The 18,554-nt window shown below is 39.7% G+C and carries 14 protein-coding genes; 6 read left to right on the forward strand and 8 right to left on the reverse strand.

Features of this window, described 5'->3' with window-relative positions; all coding sequences use genetic code 11:
* Window positions 1-153 precede the first annotated feature (153 nt).
* Together ACP8HG_RS02655 and ACP8HG_RS02660 are read right to left on the reverse strand one after the other, a co-directional pair.
* On the reverse strand, window positions 154-591 hold the full coding sequence (locus tag ACP8HG_RS02655) for an SRPBCC domain-containing protein (protein WP_354314370.1): 438 nt from the start codon (window positions 589-591) through the stop codon (window positions 154-156).
* Window positions 592-939: 348 nt separating this feature from the next.
* Complete coding sequence (locus tag ACP8HG_RS02660) at window positions 940-2,598, reverse strand: M3 family oligoendopeptidase (RefSeq protein ID WP_438298619.1); 1,659 nt, start codon at window positions 2,596-2,598, stop codon at window positions 940-942.
* A gap of 978 nt (window positions 2,599-3,576) precedes the next feature.
* Here ACP8HG_RS02660 and ACP8HG_RS02665 point away from each other — a divergent pair.
* The 3 genes from ACP8HG_RS02665 (at window position 3,577) to ACP8HG_RS02675 (ending at window position 7,754) form a co-directional block, all read left to right on the forward strand.
* Entirely contained in the window at window positions 3,577-6,213 is a 2,637-nt protein-coding gene (locus ACP8HG_RS02665; RefSeq protein ID WP_438298135.1) for a cation-translocating P-type ATPase, read from the forward strand.
* 105 nt (window positions 6,214-6,318) lie between these two features.
* A complete protein-coding gene (locus tag ACP8HG_RS02670; RefSeq protein ID WP_067207728.1) occupies window positions 6,319-6,600 on the forward strand; it encodes a DUF6509 family protein in 282 nt (93 codons plus the stop codon).
* A 170-nt stretch (window positions 6,601-6,770) separates the two neighbouring features.
* On the forward strand, window positions 6,771-7,754 hold the full coding sequence (locus tag ACP8HG_RS02675) for an NAD(P)/FAD-dependent oxidoreductase (RefSeq protein ID WP_338652888.1): 984 nt from the start codon (window positions 6,771-6,773) through the stop codon (window positions 7,752-7,754).
* A gap of 1,142 nt (window positions 7,755-8,896) precedes the next feature.
* Here ACP8HG_RS02675 and ACP8HG_RS02680 read toward each other — a convergent pair.
* From ACP8HG_RS02680 to ACP8HG_RS02690, 3 genes are all read right to left on the reverse strand, one after another.
* Window positions 8,897-10,003: a DUF1648 domain-containing protein gene (locus tag ACP8HG_RS02680; RefSeq protein ID WP_338652887.1), complete on the reverse strand. Its 1,107-nt coding sequence runs from the start codon at window positions 10,001-10,003 to the stop codon at window positions 8,897-8,899.
* 4 nt (window positions 10,004-10,007) lie between these two features.
* On the reverse strand, window positions 10,008-10,391 hold the full coding sequence (locus ACP8HG_RS02685) for a GntR family transcriptional regulator (RefSeq protein WP_067207742.1): 384 nt from the start codon (window positions 10,389-10,391) through the stop codon (window positions 10,008-10,010).
* 237 nt (window positions 10,392-10,628) lie between these two features.
* Window positions 10,629-12,140: a polysaccharide deacetylase family protein gene (locus tag ACP8HG_RS02690; RefSeq protein WP_438298136.1), complete on the reverse strand. Its 1,512-nt coding sequence runs from the start codon at window positions 12,138-12,140 to the stop codon at window positions 10,629-10,631.
* A 499-nt stretch (window positions 12,141-12,639) separates the two neighbouring features.
* On the opposite strand from ACP8HG_RS02690, the gene trhO reads away from it, so the two are divergent.
* Window positions 12,640-13,614, forward strand: coding sequence for an oxygen-dependent tRNA uridine(34) hydroxylase TrhO (trhO, locus tag ACP8HG_RS02695; protein WP_067207745.1), 975 nt, complete (start codon window positions 12,640-12,642; stop codon window positions 13,612-13,614).
* A 74-nt stretch (window positions 13,615-13,688) separates the two neighbouring features.
* Here trhO and ACP8HG_RS02700 read toward each other — a convergent pair whose 3' ends face one another.
* The 3 genes from ACP8HG_RS02700 to ACP8HG_RS02710 form a co-directional block, all read right to left on the reverse strand.
* Window positions 13,689-13,937, reverse strand: coding sequence for a hypothetical protein (locus ACP8HG_RS02700; RefSeq protein ID WP_438298137.1), 249 nt, complete (start codon window positions 13,935-13,937; stop codon window positions 13,689-13,691).
* A gap of 876 nt (window positions 13,938-14,813) precedes the next feature.
* Complete coding sequence (locus tag ACP8HG_RS02705; RefSeq protein WP_338652880.1) at window positions 14,814-15,296, reverse strand: hypothetical protein; 483 nt, start codon at window positions 15,294-15,296, stop codon at window positions 14,814-14,816.
* Window positions 15,293-15,499, reverse strand: coding sequence for a helix-turn-helix transcriptional regulator (locus tag ACP8HG_RS02710; protein WP_370569981.1), 207 nt, complete (start codon window positions 15,497-15,499; stop codon window positions 15,293-15,295). The genes ACP8HG_RS02705 and ACP8HG_RS02710 overlap by 4 nt, the downstream gene beginning before the upstream one ends.
* Before the next feature lie 187 nt (window positions 15,500-15,686).
* On the opposite strand from ACP8HG_RS02710, the gene ACP8HG_RS02715 reads away from it, so the two are divergent.
* Together ACP8HG_RS02715 and ACP8HG_RS02720 are read left to right on the forward strand one after the other, a co-directional pair.
* A complete protein-coding gene (locus tag ACP8HG_RS02715) occupies window positions 15,687-16,514 on the forward strand; it encodes a DUF368 domain-containing protein (RefSeq protein WP_438298138.1) in 828 nt (275 codons plus the stop codon).
* A gap of 125 nt (window positions 16,515-16,639) precedes the next feature.
* Window positions 16,640-18,535, forward strand: coding sequence for a PrkA family serine protein kinase (locus ACP8HG_RS02720; protein ID WP_067207760.1), 1,896 nt, complete (start codon window positions 16,640-16,642; stop codon window positions 18,533-18,535).
* Window positions 18,536-18,554: the final 19 nt, after the last annotated feature.

Here is an 18,554-nt window from a genome sequence, read left to right on the forward strand (position 1 = left end):
GAGTGTATACGTGGTATGATAATTAACTATAAACGATAAAAAACACTGAACAGTAATTCAGTGTTTGCATTTAAAACAACGAAATAATTTCCTCCCTATTGAACTAAAGCACTGATTAGCATAATAAGAGGTGTAGCTATTATTAGAATATACCTATAGACTTCCAGCTAATTCTTTAATTACTTTTTTTGCTTCAGATGCAAATTCTACCGAGGCATCATAATAGTCTTGCCCATCTTTTAGGAGTGAAAAATCACCAATTTCAATTTTTAGTAAAGTACTACCGTTTAGGTCTTCTAACTTAAACAGATATGCCACATCACCTTCATTCGGTTTTACTTCCCAATTTGATGAGTATAAGGCAAGTTTTAATTCCTTCAATTCTTCTGCTTTTATAATTGTTGTAACAGTCTGGTCACCGTTAGGATGCTCCCAAACCACTTTACTTCCCATACTCATATTTTCACTAGGATAATTTTCTGGAAGTTCATCCCACTGTGCAATATATTTTGGGTTAATGAGTACCTCCCATACTTTTGAAGGAGTAGCCTCTATATGAACTTCATCTTTTACAATTAGTATATTGGTCATTATATCTACCTCCTGAAATGTTGGATCTAAGTCAATATTTTCATTGAGAAAAACTGTCGTTAGTTCAATAATAAATAATTCCTATATTCTATTATACCAACAATACTTAGAAATTAAAATTTTCCATCACTTTAGAGTATCCCGTCCGTTTATAAATTGGGAGGATTTTTATTATTACGCCCAAAAGCGAACTTTCGTTGTTCTATATAAATCAAAAAAGCACTGCGAATTGCAGTGCTAATTTATGCTCTAATACAATGTGGTTTTGGCTACGAAATTTAATGTTATTTGCTTGTTTGCACCTCCGAAGAGAAACCGTGAAGCATTTCTGCTTCTACTTACTTTATTTTAAAGTGCTTTATCGTCAATCGAATCGAGCCATGATTCGATTGTTCCGATAACAGACTCAACACAGCCGTCTTCGAAAGGTGATATTAAATTGGCTTCGGCGACTAGTTTTGTAAATGATTTTGAACCACCGAGTGTGCAAAGATGTAAATAATCTTTCCATGCCGCATCACGGTCCTCGAATGAGCGTTTCCAAAATTGGAACGCACATATTTGTGCAAGGGTGTAATCGATATAATAGAATGGGCTTTCATAAATGTGACCCTGACGCTGCCAAACAGCACCCGATTCCAAGTACTCAATGCCATCGTAATCACGCATAGGTAGATAGATATTCTCGATCTTTTTCCATGCAGCTTTTCGTTCTGCAGCTGTCATTTCAGGGTTTTCATAGATGACATGCTGGAATTCATCGACTGCGACACCGTATGGTAAAAAGAGCAATGCACTGCTAAGGTGTGCGAATTTATATTTATCCGTTTGTTCTTTGAAGAAGAGTTCCATCCAAGGCCATGTGAAGAACTCCATACTCATTGAGTGAATTTCTGCACCTTCAGATGTAGGCCACATATATTCTGATATACCAATATTCTGGCTAGAGAACACTTGGAATGCGTGCCCGGCTTCATGCGTTAACACATCGATATCTCCAGAAGTTCCATTGAAATTAGAGAAGATGAAAGGCGAATCGTAATTATCGATGAATGTACAATAGCCGCCCGCTTCTTTCCCTGTCTTCGCTTCGACGTCTAGTAAGTTCTTGTCCGTCATGAATTTGAAAAATGCATCAGTTTCAGGTGAAAGTTCAGCATACATCTTTTTACCGTTTTCAATGATCCAGTCAGGAGATCCCTGGGGTGTTGCATTGCCTGTAAGGAAGTCTAAGGACTGATCGTAAAACTTCAATTCGTCAACGCCTATACGTTCAGCTTGGCGCGCATAAAGGCGGCTTGCGAGCGGAACGATATGGTCGCGTACTTGATCACGGAATTTCTTCACCATATTTGCATCATAGTCGATACGGTCCATTCTTAGGTAACCAAGCTCCACAAAGTTTTTGTAACCAAGTGTCGTCGCGATTTCATGACGGAGTTTAACAAGTTGATCATAAATTTCATCGAACTTTTCACCATTGTCAGCATAGAATTTGTAGGAAGCTTCCATAGCTGATTTACGAACGGAGCGGTCCGTAGATTCTGCATAGGGTCCCATTTGAGCAAGTGTAAGTGTCTTACCATCGAATTCGATTTGTGAAGATGCGACCAGTTTCGAGTAATCTGAAGTTAGTTTGTTTTCTTTTTGTAACAAGCCAACAATTTCTGGAGAAAACGATTTTATGGCATTATCAGCTAAAGCGAATAGTTGAGTGCCCCATTTTTCTTCGAGTTGTGCTCTGAAAGGAGTGGAAACCAGTTCTTTGTAGTAAGCGGTTTCAAGTTCTTGGTACTCAGGTCCGATTTCGTCGAAATAATCACGTTCTTTCTGATAGAACTCATCGTTTGTATCGATGGATGCGCGGATATAGACAAGGTTGGCCATTGTTGAGTAGTCTTTACCAATCGTGTTGATCTTCTCAATGACTTCATTTTGCTGGTCATAAGAACTTGCGGTACGGAATTCCTGTAGCAACTCGTCAAAGTCTTGTTTTACTTCTGCCATATTGAGCTTTGAGTATTGATAGTCTTCAAATTTAATCAAAATGATTCCCCCTGCTAGTTTACTAGTGAATTACTTCACTCTTTATATTGTTCACGAAGTTCCGGAATATTGCAAAAGAAATTTACGATTTTCATGTATTTTGTCAAATTAGCTTGTTAAAGAAGTATCATGACTAAAGCATAGTAATAGAAGAAGTATGAAAATAGTCGTCTACATTGGCACGTCTGTTTATTAACCGTTTTCTTTCATAAAGAGCAGGTAAGAAAGGCTTGAAAAACTCTATTTTCACTGGATCATTTCCGGTCCGCTTTCGGCGAGCTATTCATGACAACTTTACTTAGGGGCAAGTGTGGCTAGAAATGACTTCGTCATTCCTAGCCACACCCTTTGGGGAGGAATTGTAGTTCATTCCTCCTAAGTAATCCTGTTACGAATAGTTGCCTGTCGCGTTCCTACAACGTTCAAGTGAAAAATACAGCTACTTTAGAAAAAAAGAATAGATGACTCTTTATAAAGGTTGTAAGTGCCCGAAGATACAATTTCGGGCACTCTAGTACTTTCTACAATGTGTTCCTTGCTTACTTTTAGTAAAGAGTATGCATCTTATCATGAAATGGACTATAAGAAAGTGACTCTTTCTTAACTAAAAAAGACAAGACTATGGAGAAGGCTTCAGTCGCCAAAATTGTATCTTTGGCGACTATTTTCCAGATAAGAAGCCCGCTATTCTTTCGTCCCGAAAATCTTTAGTACTTTGTGTACGAATGTATTTGGATAGCGACGGATGAATAAGCACCATGCGATTTCTTCACATCAAGACACCTCGTTAATCGTATAGAGGTCGTTCAATCCAAGCAATCCAAAAGTAATTGTACAAGAAGTGCCTAGTGTTGGATTCAGTCATTTACTGGTTGCTTTTGGTAAATCAACACATGTGATAGTTTGGATATTTAAGAGGTATATGGAGGGAACAATAAAATGCAAAATGGAACTGAACAATTGATGGATACGGATGTGGAATTTGGATTAAGTGAAGAGGAAGTGAATAAAAGGCTGGATGAATACGGGGCGAATAAACTTACGGGTAGTAAAAGCCGTACGCTGATACAACGGATTTTTGCACAAATCAATAATGTGTTAATTTATGTATTAATCGTTGCTGCTGTTATTTCCGGAATACTTGGGGAAGTGGCAGACTCAATTATTATTGGATTGGTCGTTATCATCAATGCAGTTGTGGGGGTCGTTCAGGAATCGAAAGCGGAGGAAGCGCTTCAAGCGTTGAAAAATATGGCAGTACCTAAAGCACTTGTAAGGAGGGATGGTGTCAAGCAAGAGATACCGTCGGAAGAAGTCGTTCCAGGTGATATCATTCTCCTTGATGCAGGCAGGTATGTTCCGTGTGATATCAGACTAATTGAATCAGTAAATTTGAAAATTGAAGAGGCGGCACTGACAGGTGAATCTGTGCCTGTTGAAAAGGATGCACATTTTAGTGGAGATCCCTCAATGCCAATCGGAGATCGAAAAGACATGGCCTTTATGTCGACATTGACTACATATGGGCGTGCAACTGGAATTGCTATTGCAACAGGCATGAAGACTGAAATAGGGAAAGTGGCTACCATGCTTGACCAGGAAGTGGACGACGAGACGCCTCTTCAGAAAAGCCTTGCCCAATTAGGTAAATATCTTGGCATTGCTGCTGTTGCCATCTGTGTCATCATATTTACGATTGGCATACTTCAAGGGCGTGGCTATTTGGAAATGTTTATGTTAGCGGTCAGTCTTGCAGTTGCAGCAATACCTGAGGGGATGCCTGCGATCGTTTCAATCGTCCTTGCAATCGGCGTTCAAAGGATGATTAAGCAAAACGTTATCATCCGAAAACTCCCTGCTGTGGAAGCGCTAGGCTCTGTGGATGTTATCTGCTCTGATAAAACCGGGACGTTGACTCAAAATAGGATGACGGTTACAACGTTTTTTGCAGATGGGACTTTAAATGAGTTAAGTAAAGCTAATCTGAAAAACCCGGTACAAAAATTGTTGTTTGAGAATATCGCATTGTGTAATGATGCGACGTATTCTAAAACAGGAGAAACAGGAGATCCAACAGAGATTGCGCTTGTCGTAGCGGCGACAGAATCCGGACTGGAAAAAGAACTGTTGGATAATAACTATCCTAGAATCACGGAGTTACCATTCGATTCAAATCGGAAACGAATGACTACGGTACATCGATCTGCAGATGCAATTTATTCACATACAAAAGGTGCTATTGACGGCATCCTACAGAAGTGTACACATATTGAAGTAGCTGATGGGTCAAGGATACTTGATGAAGCCGACCGGCAATCAATTCTGGAAGCGGCCATGACGATGTCTTCTAAAGCGTTACGTGTATTAGGCTCCGCTTATAAGATTGTAGAAGAAGCCAAAGCCATGGAACTAGACCAAGCTGAAGAAGGATTGACATTCCTTGGCCTTATCGGAATGATTGACCCGCCGCGTGAAGAAGTGAAAGACGCAATTAAAGTGACGAAAGAAGCTGGGATTCGAACAGTGATGATTACTGGTGATCATCAGGACACGGCATTTGCAATAGCGAAAGAACTAGGAATTGCGACTCGGAAATCAGAAGTAATTGAAGGGAAAACAATTGATTCGATAACGGGGGATCAATTGGTAGAAAAAACCGGAGAGATTAATGTCTATGCACGTGTTTCGCCAGAACATAAAGTGAAGATTGTACAAGCACTTAAAGTGAAAGGTCATACAGTGTCGATGACAGGGGATGGCGTCAACGATGCACCATCATTAAAAGCGGCAGATATTGGCGTGGCAATGGGGATTACGGGAACTGATGTTGCAAAAGGTGCAGCAGACATGATTTTGACAGATGATAATTTTTCGTCAATCGTGAAAGCTGTCGAAGAGGGACGTGTGATTTACCGCAATATTAAGAAGTCCGTCATATTTCTATTGTCATGTAATCTAGGTGAAATCATCGCGCTTTTTGCCGCGATTTTACTAGGATGGCCGCTACTATTGCGTCCGATTCATATACTGTGGATAAATCTTGTGACAGATACATTTCCAGCACTATCACTCGGTGTGGATCCTGAAGAGCCTGGAGTAATGAAAGAAAAACCACGACACCGGCATGAGAGCATATTCAGAGGATCTATTCCATTTTTGATTTTAAACGGAATTTTGATTGGGGCGATTACGCTCGTCGCTTTCATGGTTGGAGTATACATGTCAGGTGAGCATGAAGGTAGTTTCCTAGCCCTGTTTTCATCGGGAATTCCAGAAAGCGCACTAGTTCACGGACAGACAATGGCTTTCATCGCACTAAGTTTTTCCCAACTTGTTCACTCCCTTAACTTCAGGTCGATGGATAAGTCTGTATTTACAGCAGGGATTTTCAAAAACAAATTCTTGATTTACTCAATTTTGCTTGGAATCATTTTGCAAGTGGTTATCGTGTCAGTTGGTCCAATCGCAAAAGTCTTTAGTGTGCATTCACTAGGGCCTATGGAATGGCTAGTTATTGCCGCTTTAAGTCTGCTGCCTCTCTTGATAAACGAAATGATTAAATTCATTAAAAAATAAGGTATGTGCCAAAGTTAACCCTTTTGGTGTTGAATGATGTATTATGGAGTGTAGTGGCTTTGTAGCCGGGGAATCTAAAATTGTAAGTGAGAGGTTGGTACTACTATGGAAATTACTGAGTATATCATCAAAAAAATTAACGATCCTACTGGGATCATTGCTGGAGAGCGTTATGAATACCGATTGTACATTAATCTTGATGAAGAAGACGAGCTTTATTCTGAAGGTGGAACGGGCCTTCGAGTAATCTTTGCAATTGACGAGGATGAAGGTCGAATTGCTTCATATCACTTCTTTGAGCGTTCAAGTGAGAAAGTTCTTGATTTCGAATTGGAAGATGACGAGAAAGAAACTGTTCTTGCATATTGCAGAGCGCATCGCGAATAGGAAGAAATAAAAGGCCTGTACACATTTGATGTGTACAGGCCTTTTATTGCGTACCTTTAATTCGAAAATCAGATTATGTGTATTTTATTGTATTTTGTTAGATAATGTGTAGAGTGGATAGAGAAGAAGAAAACTTTTATCCGAGACTAATCTAATTGGAGTGTTTAACTATGAATAACGAAATCGTTGATATTACAATTATCGGGGGAGGACCGACAGGACTCTTCGCTTCTTTCTATGCTGGAATGCGTGAAATGTCGGTAAAAATCATCGATAGCTTGCCACAACTTGGCGGTCAGTTGATCGAACTGTATCCTGATAAAGATATATATGATGTGGGCGGATTCCCAAAAATTCTTGCGAAAGATTTCGTAGCGAATCTAGTGACGCAAGCTCATTATTCGAAACCAGAAATCCTTCTCGGTGAAACGGCTATGTCAGCAACGCGTGATGGAGATCATTTCATTCTTAAAACAGATAAAGGCGTTCATTTGACACGTACCATTCTTTTGACAGCTGGAATCGGTGCATTCCAACCACGTAAGATTGGTCTTCCTGAAGAAGTACTTTTTGAAGGAAATACACTTCATTACAGCATTAAGGATCTAACGATTTTTAAAGATAAAAATGTACTCGTTTGTGGCGGTGGGGACTCCGCGGTTGACTGGTCACTTATGTTGGAGGATATCGCTTCAACTGTGACACTGGTTCACCGTCGTGAACGCTTTACAGCACATGAGACGAGCGTTAATCAACTGATGGAATCGAAAGTTGATGTGAAAACTTCCCGTGCTGTGAAAGTGATTGAAGGGGAAGATGGCAAGGTTAGTAGCATCGTCTTAGCAGAAAAAGACGGAACTGAGGAACGTCTTGACGTCGATCATTTAATTGTTAACTACGGTAATATATCTTCTCTTGGGCCCTTGAAAGATTGGGGTCTAGAAATGGATCGTAACTCGATTATGGTTAACACGCGTATGGAGACAAACATCGAAGGTATCTATGCAGCTGGAGATGTTACAAATTATGAAGGAAAGGTGAAGCTAATTGCTGTCGGACTTGGCGAAGCGCCGATTGCGGTGAATCATGCGAAAGCTTATGTCGATCCAAAAGCAAGATTGCAACCACTTCATAGTACAAGTATCTTTAGTTAAATATAGTTTATGGTAAATTGAAAAACCGCCTTGCGCGGTTTTTTTTTGCGTGGAATTCGGGAAGGTATTTATATCAGTAGTGATTTACTTGAAGCTTCCCTGCGATATAGAACGTAATAGTAGTAGTACATAAAGAGGGGGTGCTAACTGTGAAAAATGGTCGTGATAGTGGTTTTATTTACTGGAAGTTAAATTATAGAAAAAATTTATCATATGTGTTGAATTAAAGAATCCCACTAAATTTACTATGGCGATCAATAAGGAGAGAGTATTAATTCGGGGTGTGGATTGTAGAACGCTTAGCGCTTTGGGGATGCCTTACGCAGTAAGCCTGGATTAGCGCTTCGCATCCAGTCTTACAGCTTCGGCGACCCCTTTGCCGCGCCTGCGCTAGGGTGTTCATTATCGAGAGAAATGTGATTTTGAGATGTATATGGCGAGACTTTAATGTGATTACTATTTCATACTAATTATAGTCAAGAAATCCGCAATCTGGGTTGCAGACTTCATCACAGCTAATGAAATACGCTTTCTCACATAGACAATCCAGCGAAGACGCGACTTCGTGGTAGCCGGAGCGATAAGACTGAAAGCGGCCTCCTTTCTGGCTTATCGCGGGAGGCATCCACAAAGCGTTGAAGCGGTATTAGCGGGAACTCCAATTCGTTCCAATTATCAGGACTTTTCGTCGGCCTCCCAAAAGCCCTTGTAAAGCGCATACGCCGTATTCATTTGTTCAACATATATGGAGCTTTATGGCATATTCCGATTTGTATTATCGTAATCATAGTACTGCTAATTTCAGCAATACCTGAACTAGAGAAAAAAATTTGATTATGGCGTTATTAATTACTTTACCTGTTCAATTACTTTACACTTATTTTAAATGGGAAAAATGAATATCAACAGGAAAAATAAGTTAGTGGTGCGCCATTTTGGTCAATCATTTCAAGTGGATGCGCTCGCTGTTAAGTGGTTTTTCACTAATGAGGGCTTTAGTAGAATGAGCAACAGAAAACCCACCTTGGCCAAGGTGGGTTTTAAAATAATACTCTGCATGGTTTGTAGCTCATAATGGGTTTTAGTTCAGCTTATACAGCTGTAGTGTATACGTTAATCTCTGAAACATACTGCTTTTAATACTATAAAAAGAAAGTGATAGCCAGGATGAGTAGCAATGGACCAAATAGGATGATGTATCCAATCGGGTTGGCGAAGTTGATGGTCCAACCGACACCGAATCTTTTCTCAACAAAAATGGAGGAATCGTCTTTATTCACATAAAAGATCCCAGCTTTCCAATACTTATCGTCATCGACGTCAGTAATACCGGCAATAGAATCATCTTCAATGTCAACATTGATCCGTGAGCCACTCTGACCGACTTTGAAAGCATAGATAGCTGTCGTTATAAGGACGATTAGTGAGAAACCCAACGGTAATGCAAGCATAAGTACTGCACTACCAAGTCCTTCATGGATTGTCGTAAGCTGTAGGAATCCCAAAAGAACAGTCATGAGTACGCTTATCATAAATAATAACCAACTCGTGTATTTACGGAACGATAATTGTTGAATTTGAGATGTTTTTCGTTTTGCGGCATTCAATTTAATGCCGGATTTTTTTGTGAATGCATTAATCCCAAGCATCATCCCTTGCATAACCAACAGAATGAGTAGAAGGGCAATTACGGAGAAAGGTGTTTTCGGGCTAAAGGCATCTGCTTGGCCACTTGGTCCCCAATGTGTTGGAATCATACTAGGCATACTACTGTATTGGGTTGCAGTATAGGCAATTAGGCCAATAGTTATAATCATTGGTAAAGCATAAAGAAATGAAGGAAGCATTTCGTCTTTTGTTCGGATAGCTAAATCAGCGATTCGGACCTGTTTCAAATGTAAGCCCCATTCATTGAGTTGTTTAAGACGTGTTGTTTTTGCATGAAAGTAAAAATAGAGCCCCATACTCAAAAAGATGATACCGAACTGAATCGCTAATCCGGTTAAGATAATTTTGTCTTCCGTTAGGCTACTAGTGTTGGCCAAGGTAAAATAAGCAATCAGTGAAATGAGACCGGTAATGAAAATAGTTGCGGCATATATTTTCTTGAAAGAAGCAATTGTAGGGTCGTCTGTATGTCCTTCTGGAATCGTTACGCCGAACGCAATTGTCCGTCTCAATAAAAATGGGGTGGCGGATAGCAGTACAAAGAGAAAACCGATTATGACTAAAAATAGTGTAAGTTCCATTCCTTTACTCCTCCTTAATAGATAAAATGATAGATGAAATTAATTTATTAATAGCTTCAGGTTTCATCCCGAGCACGATTGCTTCTGCGATGATTGGTTTTATTTCTGTGGAAATTCTTTCAAGATGATCCCCACGAATGTCATCTTGTGAAAGAGGATTGACGATAGCTCCTGACTTTGGAACAATCCGAATGATTTCTTTTCTTTCAAGTTCATGGTAAGCCTTATTGACGGTATGCATATTCATGCCAAGGTCTGCTGCTAATGATCGAACGGATGGTAGCGCATCCCCGCCTACCAGTATTCCGCGAGCAATTGCTTCGATTAGTTGGGAGGCTAATTGTGCGTAAATTGGTATATCCGATTCCGGTTCGATTTGGATGAACATTTGATTACCTCCTAACTGTTCTAATTCTATTATAACAAATGTGTTCTATTATGTATAGAGCAAGTGTTGGTTTACATTAATCAATTACGCCTTGGCGTAGTTGCGCTTGCGCAATTAACACCTTTCAAAATTTGTGACATCCGTTGGAGGCTTAACTTGAATCAGCAGAGTCTTCTACTGACTCAAGTTAAACTAAAAACCCCTGAACATCCAGTCCAGGGGGAGTAAAGTGACTACTTATTGTAACTCTGAAACTTTGACGAATGTATAGCCTTCACTTTGCAAGTAAGCTAGAACTGCATCGAGACCATCCGCTGTCGATTGGTGAATATCGTGCATAAGAATAATGCTGCCATCTTTTGTCGCACCTTTTACATGTGCAAGAAGTTTGTCTGGATCACGGTGTTTCCAGTCAAGCGTATCTACATCCCATAGAACAACAGGTAAGTTTGTTTGGCTACGAACAGTTTTGTTAACTGCACCATAAGGGGGCCTGAATGCAGTTACTTTCTGACCGGTGACATTTTCAATAATGGAAGACGTCTCGTTGATTTCACTGCGAACCTTTTCGACGTTTGCCTTTGTTAAATCAGGGTGGTTCCAGGTATGATTCCCAAGCTCGTGACCTGCTTCTTGTACTTTTTTTGCGATCTCCGGATAGTATTCAACCCGACTACCAAGCATGAAAAATGTTGCTTTTGCATCGTATTTATTTAACGTCTCAAGAATTTGAATGGTCACTTTAGGATCGGGCCCATCATCGAATGTAAGGGCAATTTGTTTAATGCCATCATCGACTTCTTCAGTGGATCCTTCCGTTTCATCTTCAGAAGTATCACTATCGTTGTTGCCTTGATTTGTAGAGGATTCTGTATCGTTAGGAGGCGTAGCTGGATTTTCCTCCTTCACCGGATCTTTGGTAATCGTATTCTCATCAGTATCTTCAACTACTAATTGGAACTTTTCGGAAAGTAAGCTGTTTATATCACTCACTGGAATTACGATAATCGGTGGACCGGCTGCTCCCGCTGCTAGTTCGTATTCATCGAAATAAAGAATAAGAGATTCATCCGTAATTGCGAAATTATCGAAGTTTGCCCAGATTGGTTCAGTCTGGAGATGCACTTCTTCCGGGAAAACGTGATCTGCAAGTAAAGGATCGTTGTATATTGCTTCGCGTGCTAAAGTAGAAAGTTGTTCGAGATTTTTTGGATCACGTCCAAAGAGGTCCGCAATTGTAAACGTTTCTCCTGTTTCAGGATTCAAATGGAATGATCGAATATCGGTTGTACCGTTTGCCCCGCCGGTTGAACTACTGTTAACAAGAACAAACGAATAGTTTCCTGAATAATGGGAAAGGGTTTCAAAAGAAATGTTGAGTTCACCTGTGAATTTACTACCGTTTTTTTTGTTTTCTGCCATTGTAGTTAAATAGTTTTGTTTAGCTGTTGTTATGTATTTGGAAATAGCTTCATTGAATGGACTATGTAAACTTTGCGGATATTGAATGGCAAATGGAATATATGTATCATTAGAAGTTTCCGTAATAATTTTAATACCTGGATAATGGGAGTCAATCGTATCGATTACGACCGAAGTTGAAGCCTTGTTCTTTTCAGGAAGCGAAGAAGCCTCGTTCTTAGTAGTTTGTGAAATTAAATAGATGGCCGATACAGTTAATGCGATGATAGCTATTGAAAATGTAATGTCAATCCAGGATGAACGACGTTTTCGGTGCATATTTTTCATGTTGTAGGCTCCTTTACTGTTTATAAAAAGTTAGACGGGTGAGTCTCGTTAATAGTTTCAAAAAGTTATATATATGTCGAAATCTATCATTAAACATACTTTTATAGTATACATGAAAAAAAGAAATGTACCAAGTATTGACATAAAATTCGGGAAAACTAATTAACCTTACTTAATAGAAGGGTGATTTGGGTATATATTGACTCGGAATAATTCTTGACCAACGTAGCTAAAGAAGCTTGCTACGTGCAGACTTCAGCGCCTAGAGGCTCGGGTCATAAGTCGGTCCTGCTGTGCGGTAAAAAATCGGCTTCGCCAGCTCGTCTTATGCCTGTCGCCTCTGAACAGGCGCTTGCGCTTTTGTCAATTTGTGATATAATATCAGCGTCCCGGATCTTGCAAATACGGGTTTGCTTTTGTATATTTACAATTATTTGTGAATAATCCGAGCCGGTTGTTGCTATAACATGCAATTATAAAAACAAGGTGGTTGGAAAAAATGGAAAAAAACGCATACCAGGTTCTTCTCTATTACAAATATGTAACGATTGAAGATCCTGAAACGTTAGCTGTTGAACATTTGGCGGCATGTAATGAAATAGGTTTAAAAGGTCGTATTATTTTAGGTACTGAAGGAATTAACGGTACATGTTCGGGAACCGTTGAACAGACGGAAGCGTACATGGACATGATGAAAAGCGATGATCGTTTCAAAGATATCGTTTACAAAATCGACGAAGCAGATGGACATACATTCAAAAAAATGCATGTGCGCGCTCGTGAAGAAATCGTTAACTTGAGCTTACCTGATGATATTAACCCAAATGAATTAACGGGTAATTACTTAAGCCCTGAAGAGTTCTTCAAGCAAATGCAAGATGAAGATACAGTTGTCATTGATGCACGTAATGATTACGAATTCGATCTTGGACATTTCCGTGGAGCAGTTCGTCCAGAAATTGAAAACTTCCGCGACCTGCCTGAGTGGATTCGCGACAACAAAGAACAGTTCGAAGGGAAGAAAATCCTGACGTATTGCACTGGTGGAATACGTTGTGAAAAATTCTCCGGTTGGCTTGTACGTGAAGGTTTTGAAGATGTTGGTCAATTGCACGGAGGAATCGTCACGTACGGAAAAGATCCTGTTGCCAAAGGTCAGCTTTGGGACGGACAATGTTACGTATTTGACGAGCGAATTGCGGTTCCAATCAATCAAGTGGAGCATGTAATCGTCGGCCGTGATCATTTTGATGATACGCCGTGTGAACGCTACGTGAACTGTGCAAATCCGATATGTAACGCAAAAATCATTTGTTCTGAAGAAAATGAGCACTTGTATATGCGCAGTTGTACGGACGAATGTCGTACACACCCGCGGAACCGTTACTTCGTTGAGCATAACTTGACAGTAGAACAATATGACGAGCGTCTCGAAGCAATTGAACGTCGTAAAAATGAAATGCAAGCTATTTAAATGAAAAACGCCTAAACAGATTTATCTGTTTAGGCGTTTTTTGTTGGAAGTATAGAAAATATTTCGTCAGATTTTTATCGTAAATAATGGTGGCGATAAGAAATGTAATAAGCGATCAAAGCGGCAATCGGGATGGAAGAAGCAATCAATAAAGACAACATAAGCCGGAATTCTCCCTCGAAGATCAGGGCCAAAGCCATTGCCGCTAGGGCGATAGGAGTGAAAAGAAGTATGGCTGAAAGCGCATCTTTTACCGCTCTTCCAGTTATTACTGCTTCCCGCTCATCATTCGAATAAAATTCAGGCAAAATCATTTCCTTCATAATAAACCGACCGTCAGGACTGTTCTTTCTATGCTTATACTGCTGAAAACAAATGAGCCCTAATACAATCCGAAAGGAAAGCATGAAATAAGGACTTGGACTATTGTGTGATGTATATATGTTGAATTAAAGAATCCCATTGAATCTGCTGTGCTTCTCGATAATGAGAGAGTTGTAATTCGGGGTGTGGATTGTAGAACACTCGGCGCTTCGGGGATGCCTCTCACCGTAAGCCTGGATTAGCGCTACGCATCAAGGCTTACGGCTTCGGCGACCCCTTTGCCGCGCCTGCGCTAGGTTGTTCATTATCGGGAGAAATGTGATTTTGAGATGTATATGCCGAGATTGTAAGGTGATTACTAGTTGATACTATATAAATTGAAATAAAGAATCCCATTGAACCGCTACGGCGCTAGGGGATGCCTCCCGCCATAAGCCAAGCAGCTTCGCCGCCAGTCTTATGGCTTCGACTACCCCTGTTAAGGCGCCTTCGCTCAGTATATATACCGGATTCAACATATATAATTATAGTCAAGAAAGACGCAATCCAGGTTGCAGATTTCACCACTAATAATGAAATGCACTTTCTCGCATAGAACATCCAGCGAAGGCGCGTCTTTCTGGCTTATCGCGGGAGGCATCCACAAAGCGTCGAAGCGGTATTAGTGGGAATCCTAATTCATTCCAATTACAAGGGCTTTTTCAGTGGCCTACCATAATCCCTTGTGAAGCGCATACGCCGTATTCATTTGTTCAACATATATAGTTGAATCATAATAAAAGGTGCCCGATACATGAAGACTAAATGTAATAATTGTCAAAATTCTAAGAGATAAGGTTAGGTTAAGCTTCTCATCTGAAATCCGCACATATTCATTACTTATGTTGCAGTACTTTAAATGAAATTAAATACGTCAGCAATCCAACTATAGGAATGGAGACTGTTGTAAAGAGTGGATACCAAATATAATCAACAAAATAATTTGGAATGAACATATAAGATCCAACAATAAAAAATGAGTAAACTAAAATAAAGACGAATGCATTACTGACTGCTTTATGTGTAATTTGAACAGCTCGTTCGTCTGAAACATCGTATTCTACGGCTAAGAATGCATTTAAAATAGAGTGTTTGTTTTTACGGACGAGAATAAATTGTATGGTATTTATGATGACAAATAAAATGACAATAATTATAAAAATAAACCCTGGCCATCGAGTGATAAAGACTTCAAACCCATCAATAAAGCCTCGGTCCATTTGAATATATAGCTGCTCCACCCTTAAATAATCAAAAACCATTACCGCTAGAGATAGCAGTAGCATAATCCTTAAAAACACTGTAATGTACATACTCATTTATTTTTCTCCTCTTTCGAAAAAATTCTCTCAATCGGCATTTCAAACACTTCTGCGATATTCATTGCTAATAGTAGGGAAGGGGTGTAGCTACCCTTTTCGAGCGAGACGATTGTCTGTCTTGTTACCCCAACCTTGTCGGCGAGATCACCTTGTGTCAAATTGAAACGCGCTCTTAATTCCTTCACGCGGTTTGTAAGCAAATGGATTCCTCCTTGCTGAATGTTAAGTTGATTGTATAGTATGATATTCCTTTTGTAAAGTTAACTATACAAAAAGGATGCTTTGCTTTACATGTAGTAGGCTTAAATTGTCACTTACCCTCTTACTTATAAGCACGTCAAAGTGTTATACTAAGAACAGTCAATTGATATTGGAGGAACTATAGTTATGCAGTGGAGAAATTTATATCGTGGATTCTTTATGGGGATTAGCGATCTTATTCCTGGTGTGAGCGGAGGAAGAATTGCGTTCATTTTGGGTATTTATGATGAATTACTAGCATCGATTAGCGGGTTTTTCAGCCGTAATTGGAAAAAACACATCGGATTTTTATTGCCGTTAGGTATTGGAATCGGAATCACACTTCTATTGTTCAGTAAGGTAATCGAATACTTACTTAAAAATCAGCCTGCGCCTACTCAGTATTTCTTTATGGGTCTTGTCGTCGGCGTACTACCTTTCATTACAAAGCAAGCGGGTGTGAAAAGAAATTTTACATGGCAACATTTCATAGTCATTCTATTAGTTGGAGGAGCACTCGCTTCACTGGCATTCATTAAACCACAAGATACAGCAGTCATTACATCCCTGACTGCCTCCAATGCGATTGGACTCTTTTTCGCTGGATGGGCGGGAAGTATCGCCATGTTATTGCCGGGTATTAGCGGTTCATTCATTTTGCTGGTTTTGGGCGTTTACTCGACGGTAATTGGTGCATTATCGAACTTTAATTTATCAATTATCGCTGTTATCGGTGCAGGAATCATTGTGGGGTTCATCGTCAGCAACAAAGCAATCAGTTATTTGCTGAAGCATTTTAAGTACATCATGTTTGCTGTGATTATCGGACTTATTGTAGGTTCGTTATTCGTCATCTATCCCGGGATTCCTGAAAGTGGAACACCGTTTGTCATGAGTGTCATTGCGTTCTTTACAGGTCTCGTCGTCGCGAATATGTTCAGTTCACAGAACAAAACATCAATCGTCAATAAGTAGTGAAAAGTGCCACATCTGAAACGGATTGAACCGTTTCTGGATGTGGCACTTTTCATATTGACCGTCATTATAACTTCCCTCCTCGCATACTATGGATAAAACATGCCCTGACTGGAGGGAAATTGATGGATATATTAAACAAAGTAAGAAATTTCCGAGAAGAAGAAAACAGACTTAAGTGGGAAGGCACGTTTGCTGAGTACCTAGCCATAGTGAAGGACAGAAAAGAAGTCGCACAAACAGCACATTCACGTGTTTATAATATGATTAAAAGCTCTGGATTAGTGGAGAAAGATGGTAACAGGCTCTATCAATTTTTTGGAGAAGAGATTTTTGGACTTGAAGAGTCAATTGAAAGGCTTGTGGAAGAATACTTTCATCCCGCAGCTAAAAGACTAGAGGTTCGTAAACGGATTTTGTTGTTGATGGGACCAGTGAGTGGTGGTAAATCTACAATCGTGACTTTATTGAAACGCGGACTTGAGAACTATTCCAAAACAGACGAGGGTGCGGTTTACGCCATCAAAGGCTGTCCAATGCATGAAGATCCGCTACATTTAATCCCGCAACATTTACGCAAAGATTTTTTAGAGGGGTATGGTATTCGTATTGAAGGAAGCCTGTCGCCGTTAAATTCTATGCGACTTGAACAAGAATACGATGGTGAAATTGAAAATGTACTGGTAGAACGAATCTTTTTCTCGGAAGACAAACGTGTCGGTATTGGAACATTTACACCTTCCGATCCAAAATCACAGGATATTGCGGATTTAACGGGAAGTATCGACTTTTCTACAATTGCCGAATTTGGTTCCGAATCGGATCCGCGTGCTTATCGCTTTGACGGTGAATTGAATAAAGCAAACAGAGGCATGATGGAATTTCAGGAAATGCTGAAGCTGGATGAGAAGTTTCTATGGCATTTATTATCGCTGACCCAGGAAGGTAACTTTAAGGCGGGCAGGTTCGCGTTGATTAGCGCAGATGAACTAATTGTTGCGCATACCAATGAAACAGAGTACCGATCTTTTATTGCCAATAAAAAAAATGAGGCTCTTCACTCAAGAATTATTGTAATGCCGATTCCTTATAATCTAAAAGTTAGCCAAGAAGAGTGTATTTACGAAAAAATGATTAAAGAAAGTGATATGACGCATGTTCATATTGCTCCACATGCATTTAAGGTAGCTGCGATATTTTCAGTGTTGACACGTCTGGAAGATTCTAAGAAACAAGGAATCGATGTTGTAAAGAAAATGCGTCTTTACGACGGGGAAAGTGTTGAAGGATTTAATCAAATGGATGTAGAGGAATTGAAGAAGGAGTTTCCGAATGAAGGAATGAACGGCATTGATCCACGTTATGTCATCAACCGAATTTCATCGGCTATCATTCGAAAAGAAGTTTCTTCAATTAATGCACTAGATGTCTTACGTTCTTTGAAAGATGGGCTAGACCAGCATGCTTCCATTTCGCAAGCAGACCGTGAAAAGTATATGAACTATATTGCAATCGCAAGAAAAGAATTTGATGAAATTGCAAAGAAAGAAGTCCAAAAAGCATTCGTTTATTCATATGAAGAGTCCGCGGTATCGATGATGGATAACTACCTCGATAATGTTGAAGCCTATTGCAATAAAAACAAATTGCGAGATTTTTTAACAGGAGAAGAAATGAATCCGGACGAAAAATTGATGCGTTCCATTGAAGAACAAATTGGTATTTCGGAAAATGCTAAAAAAGCTTTTCGAGAGGAAATACTCATTCGACTTTCCGCTTATGCAAGGAAAGGAAAGCGTTTTGACTATAATTCCCATGAGCGTTTGCGAGAAGCCATTCAAAAGAAACTGTTTTCAGATTTAAAAGATGTTGTCAAAATTACGACTTCATCCAAAACTCCAGACGAATCGCATCTTAAAAAGGTGAATGAAGTCATCGCACGACTTATCGATGAGTATGGTTATAATTCAATTTCGGCAAATGAATTGTTGCGCTATGTTGGAAGTCTACTAAATCGATAAATGCTGGAAGATAAAGGAG

The organism is Sporosarcina sp. FA15 (assembly GCF_051550195.1).
In the GTDB taxonomy this organism is placed as follows: Bacteria; Bacillota; Bacilli; order Bacillales_A; family Planococcaceae; genus Sporosarcina; species Sporosarcina psychrophila.

Bases quoted from the DNA above. Each gene is read 5' to 3' on its own strand.
- ACP8HG_RS02655 (WP_354314370.1), bottom strand. From the start codon at position 591: ATGACCAATATACTAATTGTAAAAGATGAAGTTCATATAGAGGCTACT.
- ACP8HG_RS02660 (WP_438298619.1), bottom strand. From the start codon at position 2,598: ATGGCAGAAGTAAAACAAGACTTTGACGAGTTGCTACAGGAATTCCGT.
- ACP8HG_RS02665 (WP_438298135.1), top strand. From the start codon at position 3,577: ATGCAAAATGGAACTGAACAATTGATGGATACGGATGTGGAATTTGGA.
- ACP8HG_RS02670 (WP_067207728.1), top strand. From the start codon at position 6,319: ATGGAAATTACTGAGTATATCATCAAAAAAATTAACGATCCTACTGGG.
- ACP8HG_RS02675 (WP_338652888.1), top strand. From the start codon at position 6,771: ATGAATAACGAAATCGTTGATATTACAATTATCGGGGGAGGACCGACA.
- ACP8HG_RS02680 (WP_338652887.1), bottom strand. From the start codon at position 10,003: ATGGAACTTACACTATTTTTAGTCATAATCGGTTTTCTCTTTGTACTG.
- ACP8HG_RS02685 (WP_067207742.1), bottom strand. From the start codon at position 10,391: ATGTTCATCCAAATCGAACCGGAATCGGATATACCAATTTACGCACAA.
- ACP8HG_RS02690 (WP_438298136.1), bottom strand. From the start codon at position 12,140: ATGAAAAATATGCACCGAAAACGTCGTTCATCCTGGATTGACATTACA.
- trhO (WP_067207745.1), top strand. From the start codon at position 12,640: ATGGAAAAAAACGCATACCAGGTTCTTCTCTATTACAAATATGTAACG.
- ACP8HG_RS02700 (WP_438298137.1), bottom strand. From the start codon at position 13,937: ATGAAGGAAATGATTTTGCCTGAATTTTATTCGAATGATGAGCGGGAA.
- ACP8HG_RS02705 (WP_338652880.1), bottom strand. From the start codon at position 15,296: ATGAGTATGTACATTACAGTGTTTTTAAGGATTATGCTACTGCTATCT.
- ACP8HG_RS02715 (WP_438298138.1), top strand. From the start codon at position 15,687: ATGCAGTGGAGAAATTTATATCGTGGATTCTTTATGGGGATTAGCGAT.
- ACP8HG_RS02720 (WP_067207760.1), top strand. From the start codon at position 16,640: ATGGATATATTAAACAAAGTAAGAAATTTCCGAGAAGAAGAAAACAGA.